This is a genomic window from Paludisphaera mucosa (genome assembly GCF_029589435.1).
Classification (GTDB): domain Bacteria; phylum Planctomycetota; class Planctomycetia; order Isosphaerales; family Isosphaeraceae; genus Paludisphaera; species Paludisphaera mucosa.
Window position 1 is genome coordinate 2,301,529 of the sequence record NZ_JARRAG010000001.1, and the last position, 19,478, is coordinate 2,321,006.

A 19,478-nucleotide genomic window follows, 5' to 3' on the forward strand; every position below is an offset into this window, starting at 1 on the left:
AGGCGGCCTAGGCTTCGGGGGGGGGCGGCGGCGGCGAAGGAGTGCCCGGGGCGGGCCGGGCGATCGCCATGGCGTAGGCCGTGGCGTACGTCCGGCAGTGGGCCATCGAGACCAGGACCTGGCCGACGCCCCGCTTCCGGACGACCTGTTTCGCCGCGCCTGCGACCATGACCTTGAGCGTCCCCCGCGGGCCGACGCGGATCTCCAGGTCGGTCCACGAGACCCCTTCCGCCGGGCCCGTCCCGAGGGCCTGGAAGACGGCCTCCTTGGCCGCCCACCGGGCCGCGAAGTGCTCGATCGCATGCCTGCGCGACTGGCAGTGGCGGATCTCGCGCTCCGTGTAGATCCGGCGCAGGAACAGCTCCCCATGGCGCTGGATCATGCCGCCGATCCTGGGGCACTCGACGATGTCCGTCCCGATCCCGACGATCTCCATCCGCGTCGAACTCCTGCGCCTTCCCGGGTTGACCGCTCCAGTCTACCGGAGGTCCCGGCGGGCGAGTAGGATGCGGCCGATTGCGACGGCCCCGGGCCCCCTCGGGGGCGGGAATCGGATCGCCCGGCGGGGCGGTCGCCGCTATACTTTGGGCATCGCCTCCCGGACCCGGACGCCCTCGCCAAAGCAAGGACCGCGATGGACCTGCTCGCCGACCTGACGCCGCCCCAACGCGAAGCCGTGACCCACGTGAACGGCCCCCTCCTCGTCCTGGCGGGCGCGGGCTCGGGGAAGACCCGGGTCATCACCCGCCGGGTCGCCCACCTGCTCCAGCAGGGCGTGTCGCCCCACAACATCCTCGCGTTGACGTTCACCAACAAGGCGGCCGGCGAGATGCGGGAACGCATCGAAGTCCTGGTCCCCGGCGCGAAGGTCTGGGTCGGCACCTTCCACGGCTTCTGCGCCCGGCTGCTGCGGAGCCACGGGTCGCTGGTCGGGCTCGATTCGTCATTCACCATCTACGACCAGGCCGACCGCCTGCGGACCGTCCGCGACGTCCTCGACGCCATGGGGGTCGAGGAGCCGCCGATCACCCCCGAGAAGATCGAGGGGGCGATCAGCCGGGCCAAGAACGACCTGGCCACCCCCAAGTCGCTCGCCCACCGCGCCCGCGACGACCGCGACCGGCTCGTGGCCAAGGTCTACGCCGCCTACGAGGAGCGCCTCAAGGCCGCGTCGGCCGTCGACTTCGACGACCTGCTCGTCCACGTCGTCAAGATCCTCAAGGAGCACCGGGACGTCCGCGAGAACCTCGACGCCCGCTACCGCTACGTCCTGGTCGACGAGTACCAGGACACCAACATGGCCCAGTACGCCATCGTCCGGGCCCTGTCGGTCAACCACCCCAACCTCTGCGTCACCGGCGACCCCGACCAGTCGATCTACGGCTGGCGAGGGGCGAACCTGTCGAACATCCTCGAGTTCGAGAAGGACTACGACGCCGTCCGGGTCGTCAAACTCGAGCACAACTACCGCAGCACCAAGAGCATCCTGGCCGTCGCCGACCACCTGATCCAGCACAACGTCAACCGCAAGCCGAAGGACCTGATCACCGAGAACCCCAGCGGCGAGCCCGTCCAGCTCACCGTCTACGCCCGCGAGTCCGAGGAGGCCGAAGGGGTCGCCGCCCGCATCGCGAGCCTCGTCCGCGAGGGTTCGTACAACTACTCCGACGTCGCCGTCTTCTGCCGGATCACCGCCCTGACGCGCACGTTCGAGCAGGCCTTCCGCTCGGCGCGGATCCCGTACCAGATCGTCGGCGGGGTGTCGTTCTACGAGCGGCAGGAGGTCAAGGACGTCCTGTCGTACTTGAATCTCATCAACAACCCCAAGGACGACCTGGCGTTCAGCCGGGTCGTCAACGTCCCCCCCCGGGGCCTGGGGAAGACGTCGTTCGAGCGCCTGACCGCCTTCGCCCGCGACCACGGCCTGACCCTGCTGGAGGCGGCCCGCCGCGCCCGCGAGGCGCCCGGGCTGAAGGACAAGGCGATCCGCTCGTTCCTCGACTTCGTCGCCCTCTACGACGAGCTGGGGGCCCTGCGCGACGACGCGGCCGAGCGGGTCATCCTCCAGACGATGGAGAAGACGGGCTATCGCCAGCACCTGAAGGACGAGTCGCGGGGCGAGGGCGAGGACCGGCTGGCGAACCTCGAAGAGCTGATCACCGCCGCCCGCGAGTTCGACCTGGAGCACGCCGGGGCCACGATCCAGGACTTCCTCGCCGACATCACGCTGGCCTCGCCCGTCGACCGCTGGGACCAGCAGACCGGCGCCGTCACCCTGATGACCCTGCACGCCGCCAAGGGCCTGGAATTCCCGGTCGTCTTCATCATCGGCCTGGAAGAAGGCCTGCTGCCCCACAGCCGGGCCTTCGAGAACCCCAACGAGCTGGAGGAGGAGCGCCGGCTCTTCTTCGTGGGCATCACCCGGGCGCAACGAGAGCTTTATATCAGCCGGTGTCGAATCCGGACGTTCCGGGGCCAGCAGCAGGCCACGGCGCAGTCGCGGTTCCTGATGGAGCTGCCGGAAGACTTCCTGACCTACGACGACCGCTCGGGCGTCTCTTCGGGCGACTCGCGCTGGGGCCAGGCGTCGTGGAGCGGCCAGTCCGGCTACGCACCCCGTCGCCCCCAGCCGACCCGGACGCCCATGCCCACGCCGTCCGCGGGCGGCTTCCGGTTGACGACCGCGGCCCAGCTCGCGGGGGGCGGGCCGTCGTCGATCGCGGCCCCGGGCGACCTGGACGCGTTCCGCCCCGGCGCGTCGGTCCTACACCCGGAGTACGGCCTGGGGCGGATCGTCGCGATCGAGGGGGCGGGGCCGAACCGCAAGGGGCGGATCGCCTTCACCCTGGCGGGCGAGCGGACGTTCGTCCTGGCCAAGTCCCCCTTGAAATTGGTGGGCAAGTCGGGCGCGGGGCCGCGATGACGCCCGGTCGGCAGACGACGAGGACGAAACCCATGACCGCCTCCACGCCCAACTCCGAACGAAGGCCGCCCCGCCTGGGGGTGAACATCGACCACGTGGCCACCCTGCGGCAGGCGAGGCAGGGCGTCGAACCCGACCCGGTCTGGGCGGCGGTCGCCTCGGAGCTGGGGGGGGCCGACGGGATCACCGTCCACCTCCGCGAGGACCGCCGGCACATCCAGGACCGCGACGTCCGGGTCCTCCGCCGGACCGTCCAGGTCGGCCTGAACCTGGAGCTGGCGGTCGAGCCGTCGATGCTCGCGATCGCGCTGGAGATCCGGCCCGACCAGGTCACGCTCGTCCCCGAGCGTCGCCAGGAAGTGACGACCGAAGGGGGGCTGGCGGTGGCCTCCCAGCGCGACCGGGTGGGCGAGGCCGTGTCACGATTGCGCGACGCCGGCATCTCAGCGGCGGCCTTCCTCGATCCGGACCCGTCGGAAATCGACGCGGCCGTCGCCCTGGGGGTCGACGCGATCGAGCTGCACACCGGCCGCTACGCCGACGCCCGCGAGGGCCGGGCCCGCGACGTCGAGCTGGAGGCCCTGCGCGCGGCCGGGGCGCGGATCGTCTCGGCCGGAGTCGGCCTGCACGCGGGCCACGGGTTGAATTATCGCAACGTCGGCGAGGTGGCCTCGATCGCCGCGATGGCCGAGCTGAACATCGGCCACGCGATCGTCTGCCGGGCCGTCTTCGTGGGCCTGGAGCGGGCCGTGCGCGAGATGAAGGGCCGCATCGAGGCCGCGGTCTAGGCCGCCTTCAGTCGCGGCGCGGACGGCCTTGTGTATCAATTCGTTAAGCGGGGAGCCAGCCCCCTTCCCTCGTGTGGGGCCGGGCCCTAAGATTTATCGCTGGTATGCGGCGTTGCATGCTTCTCATGGTGTCATGTTACTGCAAAAAGCCGTCGTCAATCTTCATGTGTCGAGTCCGGATCGACGGCGAACGACGGTGGGTGCTTCTTCCATGGCGAGTAAGGGACGGATGTTCGCCGGCTGCACGGTGGCGCTGGCGACACCATTTCGTGACGGCGAGGTCGACGAGCCGGCCCTCCGCTCCTGGGTCGAGTGGCAGGTCGCGCAGGGGACGCCGATCCTCAGCCCGGTCGGAACGACCGGCGAGGCGCCGACGCTCTCGCACCTCGAGCACGAGCGGGTGATCGCGATCGTGGTGGAGACCGCCGCGGGCCGCGCCAAGGTCGTGCCCGGCACGGGCTCGAACGCCACGACGGAGGCGATCCGGCTCACCAAGTTCGCCGCCCGCGCCGGGGCGGACGGGGCCCTGATGGTCGCTCCGTACTACAACCGCCCCAGCCAGGAGGGGATCTACCGCCATTTCGCGGCCGTCGCCGAGGCCGTCGACCTGCCGATCGTGCTCTACAACATCCCGTCCCGGACGGGCCGCAACGTCGAGCCCGAGACGATCGAGCGGCTGGCCGCGATCGACTCGATCGTCGCCATCAAGGAGGCCGCCGGGTCGCTCGACCAGGTGAGCGACATCCTCGCCCGCACCGACCTCACGGTCCTCTCGGGCGACGACAGCCTGACGCTGCCGATGCTCGCCATCGGCGCCGAGGGCGTCGTCTCCGTGGCGGCCAACCTGGTCCCTCGCGACATCCGGGGCATGATCGACGACTTCAACGCCGGCGACGCCCCGGCCGCCCGCGAGCGCCACGCCAGGCTCTTCCCGCTCTGCCGCGACCTGCTCGGCCTGGCGCCCAACCCGGTCCCGCTCAAGGCCGCGCTCGCCCTCCTCGGCCGGGGCAACGGCGAGATCCGCCTGCCGCTCTGCCCGCTCGACGAGGCGGCCGCCGCCAAGCTCTCCCGCGCCCTCGCCCGCTACGGCCTGCTGGAGTCCTGACCCGATCGCAACCGATCCCGAGATTGATCTGCACGCATCCTGAAAATGGATTATTCTTAAGTCGCAACGCCTCCGCTCCGAGTCGCCTGTTCGTCCGTCAGCCGCCTTCACTCCTCCGCCGCCGTGGGCCTCGACCTCTCCTCGATGGCCCGACCGACAACATCAACCACAATCCGCAGCCTCCACGTCTCGGCCCTCCCGCGTACGGTTCGGGGGCCCCGCGACGATTCTCTCCACGACGCTCGCTCCGAATTCCTTAGTTCATCGCTCGCGTCCAAACGCCTCGACCTCGAACCAGACCGCTTCGGACTCTCTTGCAAAGGGATCTCGCCATGGCTCGCAAAACGACGTCCACGAACGGCAACGGCAACGGCAAGGTGGAGGAACAGGCCCCGGAGGTCTCCGACCAGTCGATCCGCGAGCTCGCCCAGGTTTTCAAGCTCCTGAGCGACGAGACGCGACTGCGGATCTTGTTCTACCTGGCGCTCTCGCAGAACGGCGAGCTGCACGTGACCGAGCTGTGCAATCGGCTGGGCCAGAGCCAGCCGGCCGTGAGCCATCACCTGGCGCTCCTTCGCGTCTCGAGCCTCATCGAGTCCCGGCGCGAGGGCAAGCACAACTTCTACAGCGTGCGCACCGAGCACTTCGGCGAGCTGCTGCTGAGCCTCTTCTCGGCCGCCGGCGAGACGCCCAAGAACAAGAAGTACCGCTTCCACGACTTCGTCCTGAACTACACCGGCGCCTGACGCCGAGGCTCGCGAGACCTCGGGGGGCGACCTCACCCCGCCCCCGACGCCGCGAGGCCGGACGGCTCTGGTCCGGCCCCTTTCGAATCGACCCCGTTCGGTTCGGCTTGACCCCCTCGGGGCTTCGGCGCAGAATGCCCGCGTCGGCTCGCCGGGGCGTCGGACCTCGCCCGGATGCGCGAGCGTCGATCCGCCCGCGATGGAGTTCGCGGGCGAGCGCGAGCAAGGGCGTCGGCCCGCGATCACCAGCGGTGCAAAAAGGAGTTTCCCGATGGTTCTCTCATCTCGTTTGATCGTGGCGGCGGGTCTCGGCGTCGTGGGAGCCGGACTCCTGGTCGCGCCCATCCAGGGCCAGCAGGACGGGGCCGTCCGCAAGACCAACGGCGGCGCCTCGCAGTTCAAGGAAGGGACCCCGCCGGTCATCGGCACGATCGACCTGGACGGCGTCTTCAAGAACTACGAGAAGGTCAAGTACGCCAACGAGGAGTTCCAGGCCTCGCTGCTCGCCAAGCGCAACGAGCTGATGAAGATCCAGCAGGAGATGACCCAGGAGGCCGAGCTGCTCCAGCGCTACGCCCCGGGCCAGGAAGAATACAAGAAGCAGGAAAACAAGCTCACGGTCCTGAAGGCCCAGATCGAGGCCGGCCGCGAGCAGGCCGAGCGCGAGTTCCAGTCGAAGGAAGCCGAGGCCATGGCCAGCCTCTACAACGAGGTGACCGAGGTGGCCAAGCGGGTCGCCAAGAGCCGCAAGATGACCTACGTCGTCAAGGTCACCAACCAGGCCCCCAGCGGCACGAACCCGAACTCGGTGATGGCCGCGATGGCCAACCCGATGATCTACTTCGACCCCGCCAACGACATCACCCAGGACGTCGTCTACAACCTGAACAAGGTCTACAAGGACGCCGGCGGCCCGATCGCCAAGGGCGTCGCCGCGCCGGCCGCCAAGGCCGCCCTCGGGGCCCCCGCAGCCGCGACGCCCCCGGCCGCCGCCGCCGCCCCCAAGGCGACCGTCCGCTGAGCCGACGGGGCGGGCGTCGCGCCCGCCCCCGCCTCCCCCGGCGCGGCTTCCGCCGCGCTCCGGGGCGCCGTCCCGATCACGGACCGATCGGGACCTCCACGGGAAGCCCGCCGCTCCGGCGCCGCATCGGCCGCCAGGCGGGCGAAAGGACCAGGGAAGGTATGCTCATCTCCAAGCGACCCCAGCGCACCCTCGCCCGCGAGGCCGCGATCGGCGGGATCGGCTTCTTCCACGGCGCCGACGTCGCCATGCGATTCCTGCCCGCCGAGCCCGACGCCGGGATCCGCTTCGTCCGCACCGACCTCCCCGGCCGCCCGGGGGTCGCCGCGCGGATCGACCAGGTCGTCCCAACCCAGCGCCGCACGGCCGTCCAGGACGGCCCCGCCAAGGTCGAGATGATCGAGCACGTCATGGCGGCACTCGCCGGCATGCAGGTCGACAACTGCACGATCGAGATCGACGCCCCCGAATGCCCCGGCCTCGACGGATCCAGCAAGGCTTACGTCGAGCTGCTCGACGAAGTCGGGACCGTCGACCAGGACCGCCCGCGCCAGGCCCTCACGCTGGAGCGGTCGTTCGTCGTCCGCGAGGGCGACGCGGTGCTCGCCGCCCATCCCAACTCGGCCGAGGGGCTCACGCTCTCGTACCACCTCGACTATGGCCAGGCCTCGCCGATCGGCAACCAGAGCGTCCTGGTCGCCCTGACGCCCGACACCTTCCGCGACGAGGTCGCCTCCAGCCGCACCTTCCTCCTCGAGCAGGAGGCCAAGGGGCTCCGCGAGGCGGGGATCGGACTGCGGACCACCGAGGCCGACGTCCTGCTCTTCGGCCCCGCCGGGGTCGTCGGCAACAGCCTGCGGTTCCCCGACGAGTGCGCCCGCCACAAGATCCTCGACATGGTGGGCGACCTCGCCCTGCTGGGGATGGACCTGCACGGCTTCGTCGTGGCCCACCGCTCGGGCCACCACACCAACGCCTCGCTCGTCCGCAAGCTGATGCAGGCGGTCGAGAAGGATCGCGAGAAGGAGGCCCGGCCCCGCGCCGCCCTGCCGATCCGCGCCGACGGCACGATCGACATCCAGGGCATCCTCGAAATCCTCCCCCACCGTTACCCTATGCTCCTGCTCGACCGCGTGATCGAGCTGCAGGAGGGCCGCAGGGTGGTCGGGCTCAAGAATGTCAGCGCCAACGAGGCGTTCTTTCAAGGCCACTGGCCCGGCCGGCCGATCATGCCGGGGGTGCTCATCATCGAGGCCATGGCCCAGGCCGCCGGCGTCCTGATCGCGTCGACCGTGAACCGCTCGGGGCGGGCCGCCGTCATCGCTTCGATCGACGCGGTGAAGCTGCGACGCCCCGTGGTCCCCGGCGACCAGCTCAGGCTCGAAGTCGACGCCCTGAAGATCAAGACGTCGTACGCCAGCGTCGCCGCCGTCGCCCGGGTCGACGACGCGATCGCCGCGGAGGCCCGGATCCGCTTCGTGTTGATCGACGCCCCGGCCGTCGCGTGAGACGACGAGGCCCCGACGAGATCCCCTCGACACAGCCACGTTTAACCATATCCCGCTGACCGGCTGTAGGAACACACTCATGGCCACCATGATCGCTGACACCGCCTGCATCGACCCTCGCGCCGAGATCGCGGACGACGTCGAGATCGGCCCGTACTGCGTCATCGGCCCCGACGCCAAGGTCGGCCGGGGCACCCGGCTGATCGCGCACGTGTGCATCCTGGGCCACACGACGGTCGGCGAGAACAACGTCGTCCACCCCAACACGGTGCTCGGCGGCGACCCCCAGGACTTCACCTACAAGGGCGAGCCCACCCTGCTGGAGATCGGCGACGACAACACCTTCCGCGAGGGCGTCACGATCCATCGCGGCAGCTGCAAGGAAGAGGGCATCACCCGGATCGGCTCGCACAACTACTTCATGGCCAACGTCCACGTCGGCCACGACTGCATCCTCGGCGACCGGATCCTGATCGCCAACAACACGATGCTCGCCGGCCACATCCACATGGAGTCGTACGCGACGGTCTCCGCGGGCGTCGGCCTGCACCAGTTCGTCACCGTCGGCCAGTACAGCTACATCGGGGCCCTCTCGCGGATCTACCACGACGCGCCGCCGTTCATGCTGGTCGAGGGAAACCCCTCGAAGGTCCGCTGCATCAACATCGTCGGCCTGAAGCGGCACGGCATCGCCGCCGACGCCATCACGGCGCTGCACGAGGCCCATCGCCTCATCTACCGCGCCCGCATGATCGCCCGCCAGGCCAACGAGATCCTCGAGGCCAACGGCCAGATCTGCCCGGAGGTCCGCCGCCTGCTCGACTTCATCGAGGTCCAGCAGCAGGGCCGCCACGGCCGGGGCCGCGACCGCGCCCGCCTCTCCGCCTCGGCCTGAGCGCCGGGCGGATCGCTGCATCCCACGAAGAGACACGGAGAGTCCGACCGATGAAACCGCTTCGCGTCGCCGTCGTCGGCGTCGGCCACCTTGGCCGGCATCACGCCCGAATCCTGGGGGCCCTTCCCGGGGTCGAACTCGTCGCCGTGGCGGATTCCCGTCCCGAGCAGGCCCGGATCATCGCCGAGGGCCTCAAGACCCGCGCCGTGGCCGACTACCGCGAGCTGATCGGCCAGGTGGACGCGGTCTCGATCGCCGTGCCCACGGTCCTCCATCGCGAGGTCGCCGGCGCGTTCCTCGAGCGCGGGATCGCGGCGATGGTCGAGAAGCCCCTGGCCGGCTCGCCCGCCGAGGCCGAGGAGCTGGTGGCGATCGCCCGGGCGTCGGGGGCGGTGCTCCAGGTCGGTCACATCGAACGCTTCAACCCCGCCCTGGCCGCGCTCCAGGCCTCGCCGATCCGGCCCAAATTCCTGAGCGCCGAGCGGCTCGCGATCTACACCTTCCGGTCGACCGACGTCGGGGTCGTGTTCGACCTGATGATCCACGACATCGACCTGGTCCTGAGCCTGGTCGACTCCCCCGTGCGGTCGGTCTCGGCCGTCGGCGTCGGCCTCTTCGGCGACCACGAAGACGTGGCCGACGCCCGGATCGAGTTCGAGAACGGCACCGTCGCCAACCTGACCGCCAGCCGCGCCAGCTACGCAACGTCGCGGAAGATGCGGATCTGGGGGACCGAGGGCTACGCCTCGCTCGACTTCGGAGCCAAGCAGGCGACCGTCGTGAGGCCGTCCGAGGAGTTCCTCGCCGGCGGCGTGGACCTCGAAGGCGTCGACCTGACCCAACCTTCGGCCATCAAGGAGCACCTCTTCGGCAAGGTCCTCCGCGTCGACCGAGTCGAGCCGCCGACGTGCGACCAGCTCACTCTGGAGCTGCAGGAGTTCGTCGCGGCCGCCCGCGGCGAGATCACGCCCCGTGTGACCGGTGCGGCCGCCCTGGAGGCCGTCCGGATCGCCGACCGGATCGTCCGCAGCCTCGACGCCCACCGCTGGGAAGGCGACGCCGCGACCTCCCCCGCCCTCCCCGCCCAGGCCGCTTCCGCCCTCCGCGGGCCCCACGCCTGGAGCCGCGCCCGCCTGGATCGCCGCTCCCGCGCGACGAGCTAGGGCGTCGCCCATCGCCGCTCCGTGCGCTTGCCAGCGGGGGCGGGTTTGGATTAGACTGTCCCGGTCGAAGCCTGCGCCCGGAGTCCGGCCGTTTCGTCCGGCCGACCCGCGCGGGATGTGTTGCGACCGCCGCCCGGCGGTCTTTTTCTCTTTCCACCGCGCGAAGTCGTTGCAGGATCCGTTCGATGGCCAATAAAGACGACAAGAACAAAGACAAAGACAAGCCCAAGAAGCCCCACAAGGACCCCAGCAAGGATCCCAACAAGGCCCAGGCGAAGGAAAAGCCCAAGAAGCCGAAGGAGGCCGCCCCCGCCGAGGCCGCCCCCGTCGTCGAGAAGAAGCCGGAGGCCCCGCGGCCGCCCGCCGATCCCCGCCTCAAGTTCGTCAAGAAATTCCACGGCCGGTTCCTGCCCCGCGGCCCGCTGCGCGACCGCCACACGGCCCTCTTCGCCCGCTGGAACAGCGGCGAAGACCACGGCGGCGTGACCGTCGAGGAGCTCAAGTCGCTCTTCCAGGACTGGAAGGTCTCCCGCGAGAAGGGCCCGAAGAAGAAGGCGACCACCGTCTGAGCCGTCGCTGAATGCATCGACCGCCCGGGCCGAGCGGGGTCATGACCCCGACGCCCCGGGCGGCCTCGTTTCTCGACCGCCTTGCTCGTCGTCAGTCGGCCCGTTCGCGGCGGGCGAAGCGACGGACCGCCGACGCCAGGGCATTCGCCACGCCCCGCGCCGCGTCGCTCGGGGCGCACTCCATCGCGGCCGTGGCCTGTTCATAGGCTTCCTGAGCCCGGGCGTCGTCCTGGTCCAGGACGGCCAGGCCGTATCGGGCCTCGAACAGCCGGGGCTCGACGTCGATCGCCTTCCGGAATTGCTGGCGGGCCTCCTCCAATCGGCCCTCCACCAGGTCGCATACGGCCAGGCGGGCGTCGCGGAGGGCTGGCCGGGGCACGTCGACGGCCTCTTGGAGCTGGCGACGGGCCCGATCGGGCTCGCCGAGGTGCAGCAGCAGCGTCGAGAGCCGTTCGACCGCGTCCCAACCGCCCCGGCCGGGGGGGTTGGCGCCCTCCAGGAGCCTCACGGCCGTCTCGACCCGGCCCAGCTCCAGCTCGTGGTTCACGAGCCGGTCCAGCTCGTCGAGGTTCCGCCAGGTCGTCGGCACAGGCTCGTCGAGGCGATTGGCGATTTGAAGTTGCGTCTCCTGGACGGACTTCTGGAGGTTCGCCTGCTGAGGGTTGATCGTGTTCAGCCTGAGGATGCGGCCCAGGATCTCTTGCAGGGGTTCGAGCATGCCCCGGTTTTCATAAGTCCGCTGGAGCAAGGCGAGCGTCAGGAAGTCCCGGGGGGCGATCGCGGCGGCGCGGCGGAGCGCGTACGTCGTCCGGGCGGGCGCGAGGTCGAAGATGGGGTCGAACGGGACGCGGCAGCGGGCGGCCGGGGCCGTCGGCTCGCGGATCAGCTCGATGTAGCCGATCGACTTCCAGCCCTCCAGCGATTCGGGATCGGCGGCCACGACCCGTCGGGCGTAGTCGAGGGCCAGCCAAAGCATGGGACGACCGAGGTCGGGCCGCGACCCGGCGTTCAGGAAGTTGGCGTAGTTCCGCAGTCCCTTCGACGCGGCGATGAGGGCCGGGACTCCCTGGGGATCGATGCCGGCGCTCGGTTGGAAATGGCGGGCCCCGAAATCGACCTCGTGGGCCCCCACCGCGCTCTTGTACGAGTCGTGCAGGAAGACGGCCGAGATGGCGTCGAACCGGACGCATCGCCACCGCCCGCTCTGGAGCAAGGCGGCGCCGACCTCCGCATTGTAATCATGGTCGACCAGGATCGACGGCCGGCCCTCGGCGTCCAGCTCTCGCTGCCATCGCGGGCTCTCGTTGTCCTTGACGATCCAATCCTTGAGGTCGAGATAGCGGCGATACAATTCCTGGCCGCTGACCTCCAGCCGGGGGTCGGTGAACACGGTCTTCCCCGGCCCGCCGGGCTTCTCCGGGCTGTGGTTGTAGATGAACAGCGAGGCGTGGCCGTTGTGGAAGCTCAGGAATCGCTCGGGCATTCCGGGCCCGCCCGCGAACTTCGCGGCCTCGTGAGGGAACCAGAGCGGCTCCTCGCCCCAGCCGATCACCCGGCCCTCCCCGGCCCAGGCGTAGAGCGACCCGCTCCCCACCGCGAAAGTCAGGACGATCAGGGCCGTCAAGGCGATGAGCCTGGGCCGGACGCCGTCCGAAGCCGCGACTTCGCCTCCACGCACCCTTCGTGCGACCTCTCGGGAGCCGATCCACTCCGCGAAGTTCCAGGCGGTCACGGTCCCCACGACGGCCGCGAACTGGTGGCTGTTGCGCGTAGCCTGGAAGCTCAGGAGCGAGAAGGCCGCGAAGAGGAGCAGGCGCAGCACGCTGACCCGCCAGACGTCCTCGCGGGGCTCCTCGACGACGTCGACGGCACCCTTCTTCTTCCGGGTCGCGACGGCCTTCTTCGCCGCCTTGTCCGGCCCCTTGACGCCCTTCCTGCGCGTCGGCGACGCATCCTCGACGGCCGCCGAAGCATCGGGACGGAGGCTGCGGACGCGTGACGCCCCGGCGGCGAGGATCGGCACGAGGAAGCTCAGGGCCCCGAGGACGATCGTGGCGAAGTGGATCTGGAGCGGGAGGTTGCCGAAGCCGGTCTCCCGGATGAAGTCCGGGATCGGCTTCAGCTCGGCGATCGTTCTGGAGAAGTCCGGGCTGCTCATCGTCCCGGCCAGCTCCAGCGGGTAGAACGCGCCGCGGATCCCGTAAGGGTTCAGCAGGCACGCCAGCGCCGTCGCGGCCGACGCCGGCACGACGGTCGTCCACCACTTTCGTCGCGCCGTGGACAGGGCCCCGCGTCGCATGGCGGCGTCGATGAGGGCGAACCCCAGGACGATGGGCCCCAGGATGAACAGGCCGTGCGAGTTCACCCACGCGACCTGCACGAACGGCAGCACCCAGGCCAGCGCCGGGCGACGCTCCCAGCGACATAGAACCGCCAGGAAGATCGACAGGTAGAGCAGCGTCAACGTCTCGGGGCGGATGTACATGCGACCCGAGAGGACCAGCAGCGCGGGGAGCCACGCCAGGATCATCGCCCAGACGGGCCACGTGCGACGCCTCGCGGTGATGAGCAGCAGCAGGGCGGAGCAGGTGATGAGACACTTCGCCAGCGTCAGAGCGGGGACGCCCCCGCGTTCGAAGACCCAACTGATGCCGACCTGGAACATCCAGTGCAGGTCGATCCAGGGCGCGCCGACGCGGGTGAACGTGTAGAAGTCGACCCGGGGGACCTCGCCCCACTTGCGGATCAGGTCGCCCGTCCGAAGGTGCCAGTAGAAATCGGTGTCCTTCAGCCGGAAGACGCCCAGCAGGAAGGCCAGAGCGAGGAAGAACCCGATCAGCACGGCATCGAAGAGGCGAAGTCCCCAGGCCGGGCCGGCCGGACGTCCTTCCAGCCGTCCCGCATCCGACGTGGAGGATCGAGGCCTGGGCGGCGAAGGACGAACCTCGGACATCAACCGACTCCCGACCCGGACGGCGGCCTCGACCCCGACGGCTCCGGGCGCGGCCTCGGCCCGGTCCCTGAGTGTACCACCCGGGCTCGAAGGGGGTCGAGACGCCCGCCGAAGGCTGGAAGGACCTCAGTTCTGGTCGATCCAGTAGGCCCCGCTGGTCCACCAGGGCGGCGTCGGGCGGGGTGTTCGGGGCGCGTAGTAGTTGCTGCGCCGGGTCGGATAGACGAACGGCGACAGGATCGGCAGGTTGGGCGTCGAGGAAGACGTCCCCGGCACCGCGCGGACCACGCCATCGTAGCCGCGATTGTACGTCACCACAGGGGCCGCGATCGAGCGCAGCGACGAGACCGGCCCGTTGAGCGACAACGAGGTGTCGCCGAACGTCCCCAGCGGCGAATATCCGTTCGACGTCGGGGCGGCGGCCCCCACCATGATATAGGGCGTCGGCTCGAAGGTCCCCAGGGTTGGGGGCTCATCGACCATGCCCGGCTGCTGGGCGCGAATCGATGCGGGCAGGTGGATGCCGGCGATCATGAAGAGGCCGGCTGCCAGGACGCGGCATCGCGTCGCGCGGAACGGTCGCAGATTCGGATTCATGGTTGCGATCTCGGGTGGGAGACATCTCAAGCTGCATACGCCGGGCTGCGCCCTCGACGGGCCGACGAGGCGACTTGAGAAAATCTACCCTTCGAATCCCCGGGAGGGAGGCGTTTCGCCGAATCCGAGGATTTCGCGGCCGATCTCAGACCGTGTTGCGCGACCGTGGGAGGAGCCCGTGCAACTCGTCCAGGACTCGGGCGACGGCGGAACCGATCGGAGAATGCAGCAGATCATGCAGCTTGGAAAGGAGCTCGCCCTCACGCAGCAGGGCGCTTTCCTGGGTCGCGAGCGTCCCACGATGCACGGCGTCGGGGATGGGCCGGCCCTTCTCGCGGAAGTCTTCGGCGTGCCCGCCGCCCAGGCCGGCATGCGTGGTCGCGGGGAGGGAGAGGGGCCCCCCCTCGGCGGGGAACCAACGGTCGAGGCCGCGTGTTCGGAACGTGGCCTGCGGTTTGACCGCGCCTGGCGCGGGCGGGGAGGCGGGAGCCTCGTCCTCGCTCAACAGGTCGTCCATCGACACGTCGAGCGCCACGGCGATCCGGCGCAGCGTGCCGGCGCGGGGGAGGCCCGTCTTACCGCTCTCGATCTGGTACAGGGCGGTGCGCGAAATCTCGGCCCGGTTGGCGAGTTCGTCGGGGCCCCACCCCTTGGCGTATCGAAAATCTCGTACGCGCTGAGCCAATGTCATCATGGATGCCCCCGACGCAGGGTTTCAGAGAGGTGCCGATCGGGTCTGTGGAGGAACGCTTGAGAGCGCGGCGACCCCATGGAGTCGCCAAAATTCCCTGTCGTCTTCAAAATAAGGAAATCGGATAAGTCGAACTTGTACAAAACGCAGCGTTGCTTGTCAAGAAAGACCTTAAAATACGCCAAAGTAAGTCAGTACCGCCTGCTAGCGTGCCGATTCAAGATCCGCCCCACCCACAACTTGAGACCGAAGTCCGGATCGGTTCACTGCATTCAAATCGATAAATCGGCACATTAAGACAGCTAGACGCGATCCGCTCGGCGGCGAGGGCGTGATCTGTTCGAGACCTTCACTGCGAGAGTAGGAAGATTCCCGTTGAAACGCCCTCGCAGATCGAAGGGTGCGTTCTTCGGCGTTCCTTCCGATGAATTGTAGGACTCCGGACAGGCCCAGGAGAACCGGTCAACTCCGAAAGAACTCGAAATTCCACCGGAAATCGTCCCAGGCCATGCGCTGCGAGACCGTCGAGTCGAGCCCGCGTCACGCCTTGCCGTCGAGTTCCTTGAGCACGCCGACCAGGAGTTGCGGGTCTCGCTTTTCCATCAAATGGACGATCCGGGATTCCGAGAACTCGATCTTCCGCAGGGCGTCCTCGACGCGCTTCCAGAGTCGATCTTTCTGCTTGCCTTCGGCGAGATAGAGGTCCGAGGCCAGCTCGGAGAGCCGCTGGAACGTGATCGCGTCGAAGTTCTTGTAATAGCGGTTGATGATCTTCTTCTGATACGGAGAGTGGTCGGCCATGATGTTCGCTCTCGGGCGGGGATCCTGGTCGTCGGGCGATCATCCTAGCGACCGCCGGCGGAGGCCGCCAGCCCGGGCCCGTGGGCGGCGTCCCACGGGCCCGTCGGGCGTGAACGTCGCGATCCGCGTCAATTCGCGCCGCTGAGGACGGCTTCCATGGGGGCGGCGGGGGCCGTCGAGGGGGTCACCGAGTCGAGGTAGCTCGCCAGGCTGTTCTTCAGCCGCCCGGAGAGTCTCGACGCGCCCTGCTCCGTCTGTACATTCACGACCTGCCGCGGCGCGGCGACCGGCGTGAGGATGCCCTGACGGGCCGTGGACGAGTAGTCGACGGTCAGGGCCGACGCCACGCTCGCCGAGGCCGTCCCTAGGTTGACGGTCGCCGGGGAGGCCGTCGCGCCCGCGGCGGCGGTCCCGGCCGAGCGGTCGAACACGCTCCAGTCGAGGATCGCATCGGGGTTGCTGCGGGCGACGCGCTTCAGCGCCGTGTACTGGCTGTCGACGTTGCGGTTCATCAGGAACTTCAGCCGGCCGGCGGCCGACGCCGAGTTCGTGATGTTCACGACCTGGTTGGAGGTGATGATCTGCTGGCCGTCGAAGGTCTTGGCCGTGAAGGTCAGGGTCTGGAGCCCGGGATCGGCCTGGATGTCGCTGGCCTTGAAAATGAAGACCTGCGCCGCATAGGGGCTGCGGGGGAAGTGGTGCACCTGGGTGGCGACCGGCGACGCGCCGTTCAGCAGGGCCGTCGCGGGGTCGATCGTGGCCGGGTCGAAGCCCGACGTCCCCTGGATGTAGACCCGCACCAGGTCGGCGTGCGCGGTGTCGATGATCCGATGCTCGTGGGGATTGATGAGGATCGGCGGCGAGATCGGCGGGCAGACCGGCGGCTCGGGGGTCGGCGGCGTCGCGGCGCTCAGGAGGACCGGCTGCTCGGGGAAGAACGCCTCGCTGATCGGCCCGTCCTGGGCCGAGCCGGCGAAGGCGCCGACGTTGAACACCGAGGTCGGCACGATGGCCGAGCCCGTGATCGACTGATAGAGCGTGTCGAAGTTGACGAGCGACATCTCGATGTTGGGGTGGTTGGGGTCGTTCTGGGTGTAGATGTTGCCGCGGAACTGCGGCAGAGGGGTGCCGAACGTGGGCGCGACGTTGGGGCCGGCCTGATTGGCGGTCGCGACCTGGAAGACCTTGGCGTCCTGGCCGGAAGGGACGTTCTGCGAGAAGCCGGCGACGACCTGGCCGGTGCCGGTCCCGAGGAAGTCGAGATAGACCCCCATGAACTCGGTGCCGCCGATGTCGGGGACGTCCTGGAATCCCGGCGAAACGGCCGTGACAGCGGGGTTGACGGTTCCCCAATTTCCGTTATTGTCTGCATCCGTCGCGATCACGGGCCGCCCGGCCGAATCTTTCGGATTCGCCGGCTGCTCGATGCCGATGGACAGCGTCCCGTTGTTCTCGGGCGAGTAGCTGACCCGGAGGCTCGTGATGTCGAAGCCGGAGACCCCGATCAGGCCCTGCAGGTTGGCCGGGATCGTCGGATGCTGGACGCTGGCGTTGTCGGGTAGGATTACAACGCCTGGAGTTTGTGTGGCGGGAAAATCGGTTGCGACGTTTCCCGTGAAGGTGACGCTGAGCATTTGCCGATGATCAAGCTGTTCCATCGCGACGCTGGAGTTCCGGACCGTCCTGACGCGGCCGCTACGGCGGCGCCACGAGCGAACAGCTTGCAGCAGTCTTGCGAATAGCGACATCGCGCCATCGTCCTTTCTAGCGAGATCCCGATCCCCCGACGAGGGAGACGGTGGTGAGCCGAGCGCGAGCGAGCCGGGCACGAGCCCCGATCATTCCCGTCGGCTGGAAACAGCGAATCGATCCATCAACTTGACCATCTGGCTGAGTCGTGGTTTGCTCGCCAGGCCCTGGTCGCATCAACGCCTGGCTTACTCGTCCCGGCTGACGCGAGGACAGCGTCACGCCCCACCCGGCTTCCGCGGGACGAAACGACCATACGTAGAAGGAGTCTCGTCATGGTTTACCGTCGCTTGGGCCTGTGGGGCCTCGCACTCGGCGCTTTCATCGGTTCCGGTCCGGCCGTCTGCCTCGCCGTCCCCGTGAACCTCACGGGCTTCGTCGAGAAAGACTTCCCCAGCGGGGGCGGCACCGCCGAATCCGGCAAGGTCTTCACCCAGGAGGTGACGTCCTCGCCGACGACCATCGGCCAGTCGAGCTGGATCACCCAGAACGGCTGGGTCTCGGGCTGGAACGTCAAGGACATCCGCTTCAGCTACGGCGAGGATTCGGCGGGCAACAACTCGCTGGCCGTCGGCTTCAACACCTGGGCGAACAGCAGCGGGACGTACGCTCCGTTCGGCCAGGCCAACGGCGACCCCTCGGGCACGCCCACGGCCTACGACCCGGCCCACCTGGGCGCAGGCACGCCCACGAGCGACAAGTCGTTCGCGCTGGTGATCGCCAAGGAGAACCCGACCGATCCCACGAAACCGGGCGAGGTCGTCGCCATCGCCGGCGTGCCGGCCGACAAGTCGCTCAACGGCCTCGGCACGAACGGCTACACCGTCTCGCAGGTCGACCTCAACCGCTCTTCGGGCGGCCTGGCCTACATGTTCGGCACGCCGATGAATAAGTACCTCGGCAACCTGGCCTACGACCCCTCTCCTTCGCACCCCCAACTCGAATTCACGGTCGCCAACTTCAAAGACCTGGTCGGCCTGGCGCCGGGCAAGGGCTTCTGGGTGACGGCGTACGCCGGCTCGGGCCTGGACGGCGTCGCCGGCGAGACCTACATGGGCTGGACCTATGTTTCGGGCCTGGCCCCGCAGATCGGCGTGCCCGAACCCACGACGGTCCTCGCCTGGACCCTGGTGGTCGGCGGCTTCGCCTGGAAGGCCCGCGGCCGCAAGGCCAAGGGCGTCGCCTGAGGTCTGAGGGTTGTCGAAACACGGCATAGAACGCATCCCTGCGCGAAGCGGCGGCCCGATCCAAGGGTCGCCGCTTTTTTCATCGGTCCCGCCGCCGGCTCGGATTCCCCCCTTTCCTAGATACGGGCCGCCCCCCTTCCCTGTTCTTGCTATGGCCCCTTCGTCTTCCCCAGGCCGCTGAGATCGCCACGCCTTCGCGACCGGACGAGTCTACCGCGTTTCCCGGGTCTTCCACGGTCTAGAAACACCGAGGGCGTCCGACTCGCGAGGAGCGGGACGCCCGAATGTTCTCCAACGGCGACGGCCGGCGGCGTCAGCGCGACGAGTAGCCGGGCCCGACGACGGTGATCCGTTCGCGGAAACGATCCCCGGACAGCAATTCGAGCGCCGCCTGCAATGCGAGTTGCTTGGAATGCCAGGTCCGGACCTCGCCGCTCACCACCACCTTGCCACGGGTCTCCTCGACCATGAGGTTCCGGATGCGCCCGTAGGTGTAGCGACGCACTTGATCCGCCACCTGCTCCGTCAGCGACGTCATTTCCACGGGTTCGAGAGGCTCCATGGAACCTGACTCCACTTAATTAGACGATTCGTGATGACAATCATGAAGCAAGAGGCAAGCCGGTCTCACGAACGCGGTCGTCCATCCAGCTTGACACGACCAGCCTAGAACACAAGGAAAAAGCCGTCGGCTTTTTCCTTCGTTATTCATGAACTGGAAACATGATCAAGCAAAACACGGGCCGACGAGAGGGCGACCGAAAGATCCGTCGCCTGAGTTC

The 19,478-nt window shown here is 68.7% G+C and carries 17 protein-coding genes; 10 read left to right on the forward strand and 7 right to left on the reverse strand.

Features of this window, described 5'->3' with window-relative positions:
* Window positions 1–7 precede the first annotated feature (7 nt).
* Complete coding sequence (acpS, locus tag PZE19_RS09210) at window positions 8–436, reverse strand: holo-ACP synthase (RefSeq protein WP_277860293.1); 429 nt, start codon at window positions 434–436, stop codon at window positions 8–10.
* Window positions 437–634: 198 nt separating this feature from the next.
* Between acpS and PZE19_RS09215 the strand changes: the two genes are divergently transcribed.
* The 9 genes from PZE19_RS09215 to PZE19_RS09255 all read left to right on the forward strand — a co-directional run bounded on the left by PZE19_RS09215 (window position 635) and on the right by PZE19_RS09255 (window position 10,718).
* Complete coding sequence (locus tag PZE19_RS09215) at window positions 635–2,923, forward strand: ATP-dependent helicase (protein ID WP_277860294.1); 2,289 nt, start codon at window positions 635–637, stop codon at window positions 2,921–2,923.
* A gap of 32 nt (window positions 2,924–2,955) precedes the next feature.
* Window positions 2,956–3,711, forward strand: a complete 756-nt coding sequence (locus PZE19_RS09220) for a pyridoxine 5'-phosphate synthase (protein WP_277860295.1) — start codon at window positions 2,956–2,958, stop codon at window positions 3,709–3,711.
* Between the two features lie 211 nt (window positions 3,712–3,922).
* Window positions 3,923–4,816 (forward strand): 4-hydroxy-tetrahydrodipicolinate synthase, encoded by an 894-nt coding sequence (gene dapA / locus PZE19_RS09225; protein WP_277860296.1) that lies wholly within the window; start codon window positions 3,923–3,925, stop codon window positions 4,814–4,816.
* A 332-nt stretch (window positions 4,817–5,148) separates the two neighbouring features.
* Window positions 5,149–5,562: an ArsR/SmtB family transcription factor gene (locus PZE19_RS09230; RefSeq protein WP_277860297.1), complete on the forward strand. Its 414-nt coding sequence runs from the start codon at window positions 5,149–5,151 to the stop codon at window positions 5,560–5,562.
* Between the two features lie 271 nt (window positions 5,563–5,833).
* Entirely contained in the window at window positions 5,834–6,583 is a 750-nt protein-coding gene (locus PZE19_RS09235) for an OmpH/Skp family outer membrane protein (RefSeq protein WP_277860298.1), read from the forward strand.
* 161 nt (window positions 6,584–6,744) lie between these two features.
* The gene (gene fabZ / locus PZE19_RS09240) at window positions 6,745–8,091 is read left to right on the forward strand and encodes a 3-hydroxyacyl-ACP dehydratase FabZ (RefSeq protein WP_277860299.1); all 1,347 of its coding nucleotides are present in this window, start codon (window positions 6,745–6,747) and stop codon (window positions 8,089–8,091) included.
* Between the two features lie 79 nt (window positions 8,092–8,170).
* Window positions 8,171–8,986 carry an acyl-ACP--UDP-N-acetylglucosamine O-acyltransferase gene (lpxA, locus tag PZE19_RS09245; protein WP_277860300.1) on the forward strand — a complete coding sequence of 272 codons (816 nt, stop codon included), beginning with the start codon at window positions 8,171–8,173 and terminating at the stop codon, window positions 8,984–8,986.
* Between the two features lie 50 nt (window positions 8,987–9,036).
* On the forward strand, window positions 9,037–10,149 hold the full coding sequence (locus PZE19_RS09250) for a Gfo/Idh/MocA family protein (RefSeq protein ID WP_277860301.1): 1,113 nt from the start codon (window positions 9,037–9,039) through the stop codon (window positions 10,147–10,149).
* Between the two features lie 185 nt (window positions 10,150–10,334).
* Window positions 10,335–10,718 (forward strand): hypothetical protein, encoded by a 384-nt coding sequence (locus PZE19_RS09255; protein WP_277860302.1) that lies wholly within the window; start codon window positions 10,335–10,337, stop codon window positions 10,716–10,718.
* Between the two features lie 91 nt (window positions 10,719–10,809).
* Here PZE19_RS09255 and PZE19_RS09260 read toward each other — a convergent pair whose 3' ends face one another.
* The 5 genes from PZE19_RS09260 to PZE19_RS09280 form a co-directional block, all read right to left on the reverse strand.
* Complete coding sequence (locus PZE19_RS09260; RefSeq protein ID WP_277860303.1) at window positions 10,810–13,671, reverse strand: tetratricopeptide repeat protein; 2,862 nt, start codon at window positions 13,669–13,671, stop codon at window positions 10,810–10,812.
* Window positions 13,672–13,797: 126 nt separating this feature from the next.
* Entirely contained in the window at window positions 13,798–14,268 is a 471-nt protein-coding gene (locus tag PZE19_RS09265; RefSeq protein ID WP_277860304.1) for a hypothetical protein, read from the reverse strand.
* Between the two features lie 145 nt (window positions 14,269–14,413).
* Window positions 14,414–14,962: a helix-turn-helix domain-containing protein gene (locus tag PZE19_RS09270; protein ID WP_277860305.1), complete on the reverse strand. Its 549-nt coding sequence runs from the start codon at window positions 14,960–14,962 to the stop codon at window positions 14,414–14,416.
* Window positions 14,963–15,499: 537 nt separating this feature from the next.
* Entirely contained in the window at window positions 15,500–15,760 is a 261-nt protein-coding gene (locus tag PZE19_RS09275; RefSeq protein WP_277860306.1) for a hypothetical protein, read from the reverse strand.
* Between the two features lie 128 nt (window positions 15,761–15,888).
* Window positions 15,889–17,508, reverse strand: a complete 1,620-nt coding sequence (locus PZE19_RS09280) for a hypothetical protein (RefSeq protein ID WP_277860307.1) — start codon at window positions 17,506–17,508, stop codon at window positions 15,889–15,891.
* Between the two features lie 276 nt (window positions 17,509–17,784).
* On the opposite strand from PZE19_RS09280, the gene PZE19_RS09285 reads away from it, so the two are divergent.
* Entirely contained in the window at window positions 17,785–18,696 is a 912-nt protein-coding gene (locus PZE19_RS09285; RefSeq protein WP_277860308.1) for a hypothetical protein, read from the forward strand.
* A gap of 313 nt (window positions 18,697–19,009) precedes the next feature.
* Here PZE19_RS09285 and PZE19_RS09290 read toward each other — a convergent pair whose 3' ends face one another.
* Window positions 19,010–19,258, reverse strand: coding sequence for a BON domain-containing protein (locus tag PZE19_RS09290; protein ID WP_277860309.1), 249 nt, complete (start codon window positions 19,256–19,258; stop codon window positions 19,010–19,012).
* Window positions 19,259–19,478: the final 220 nt, after the last annotated feature.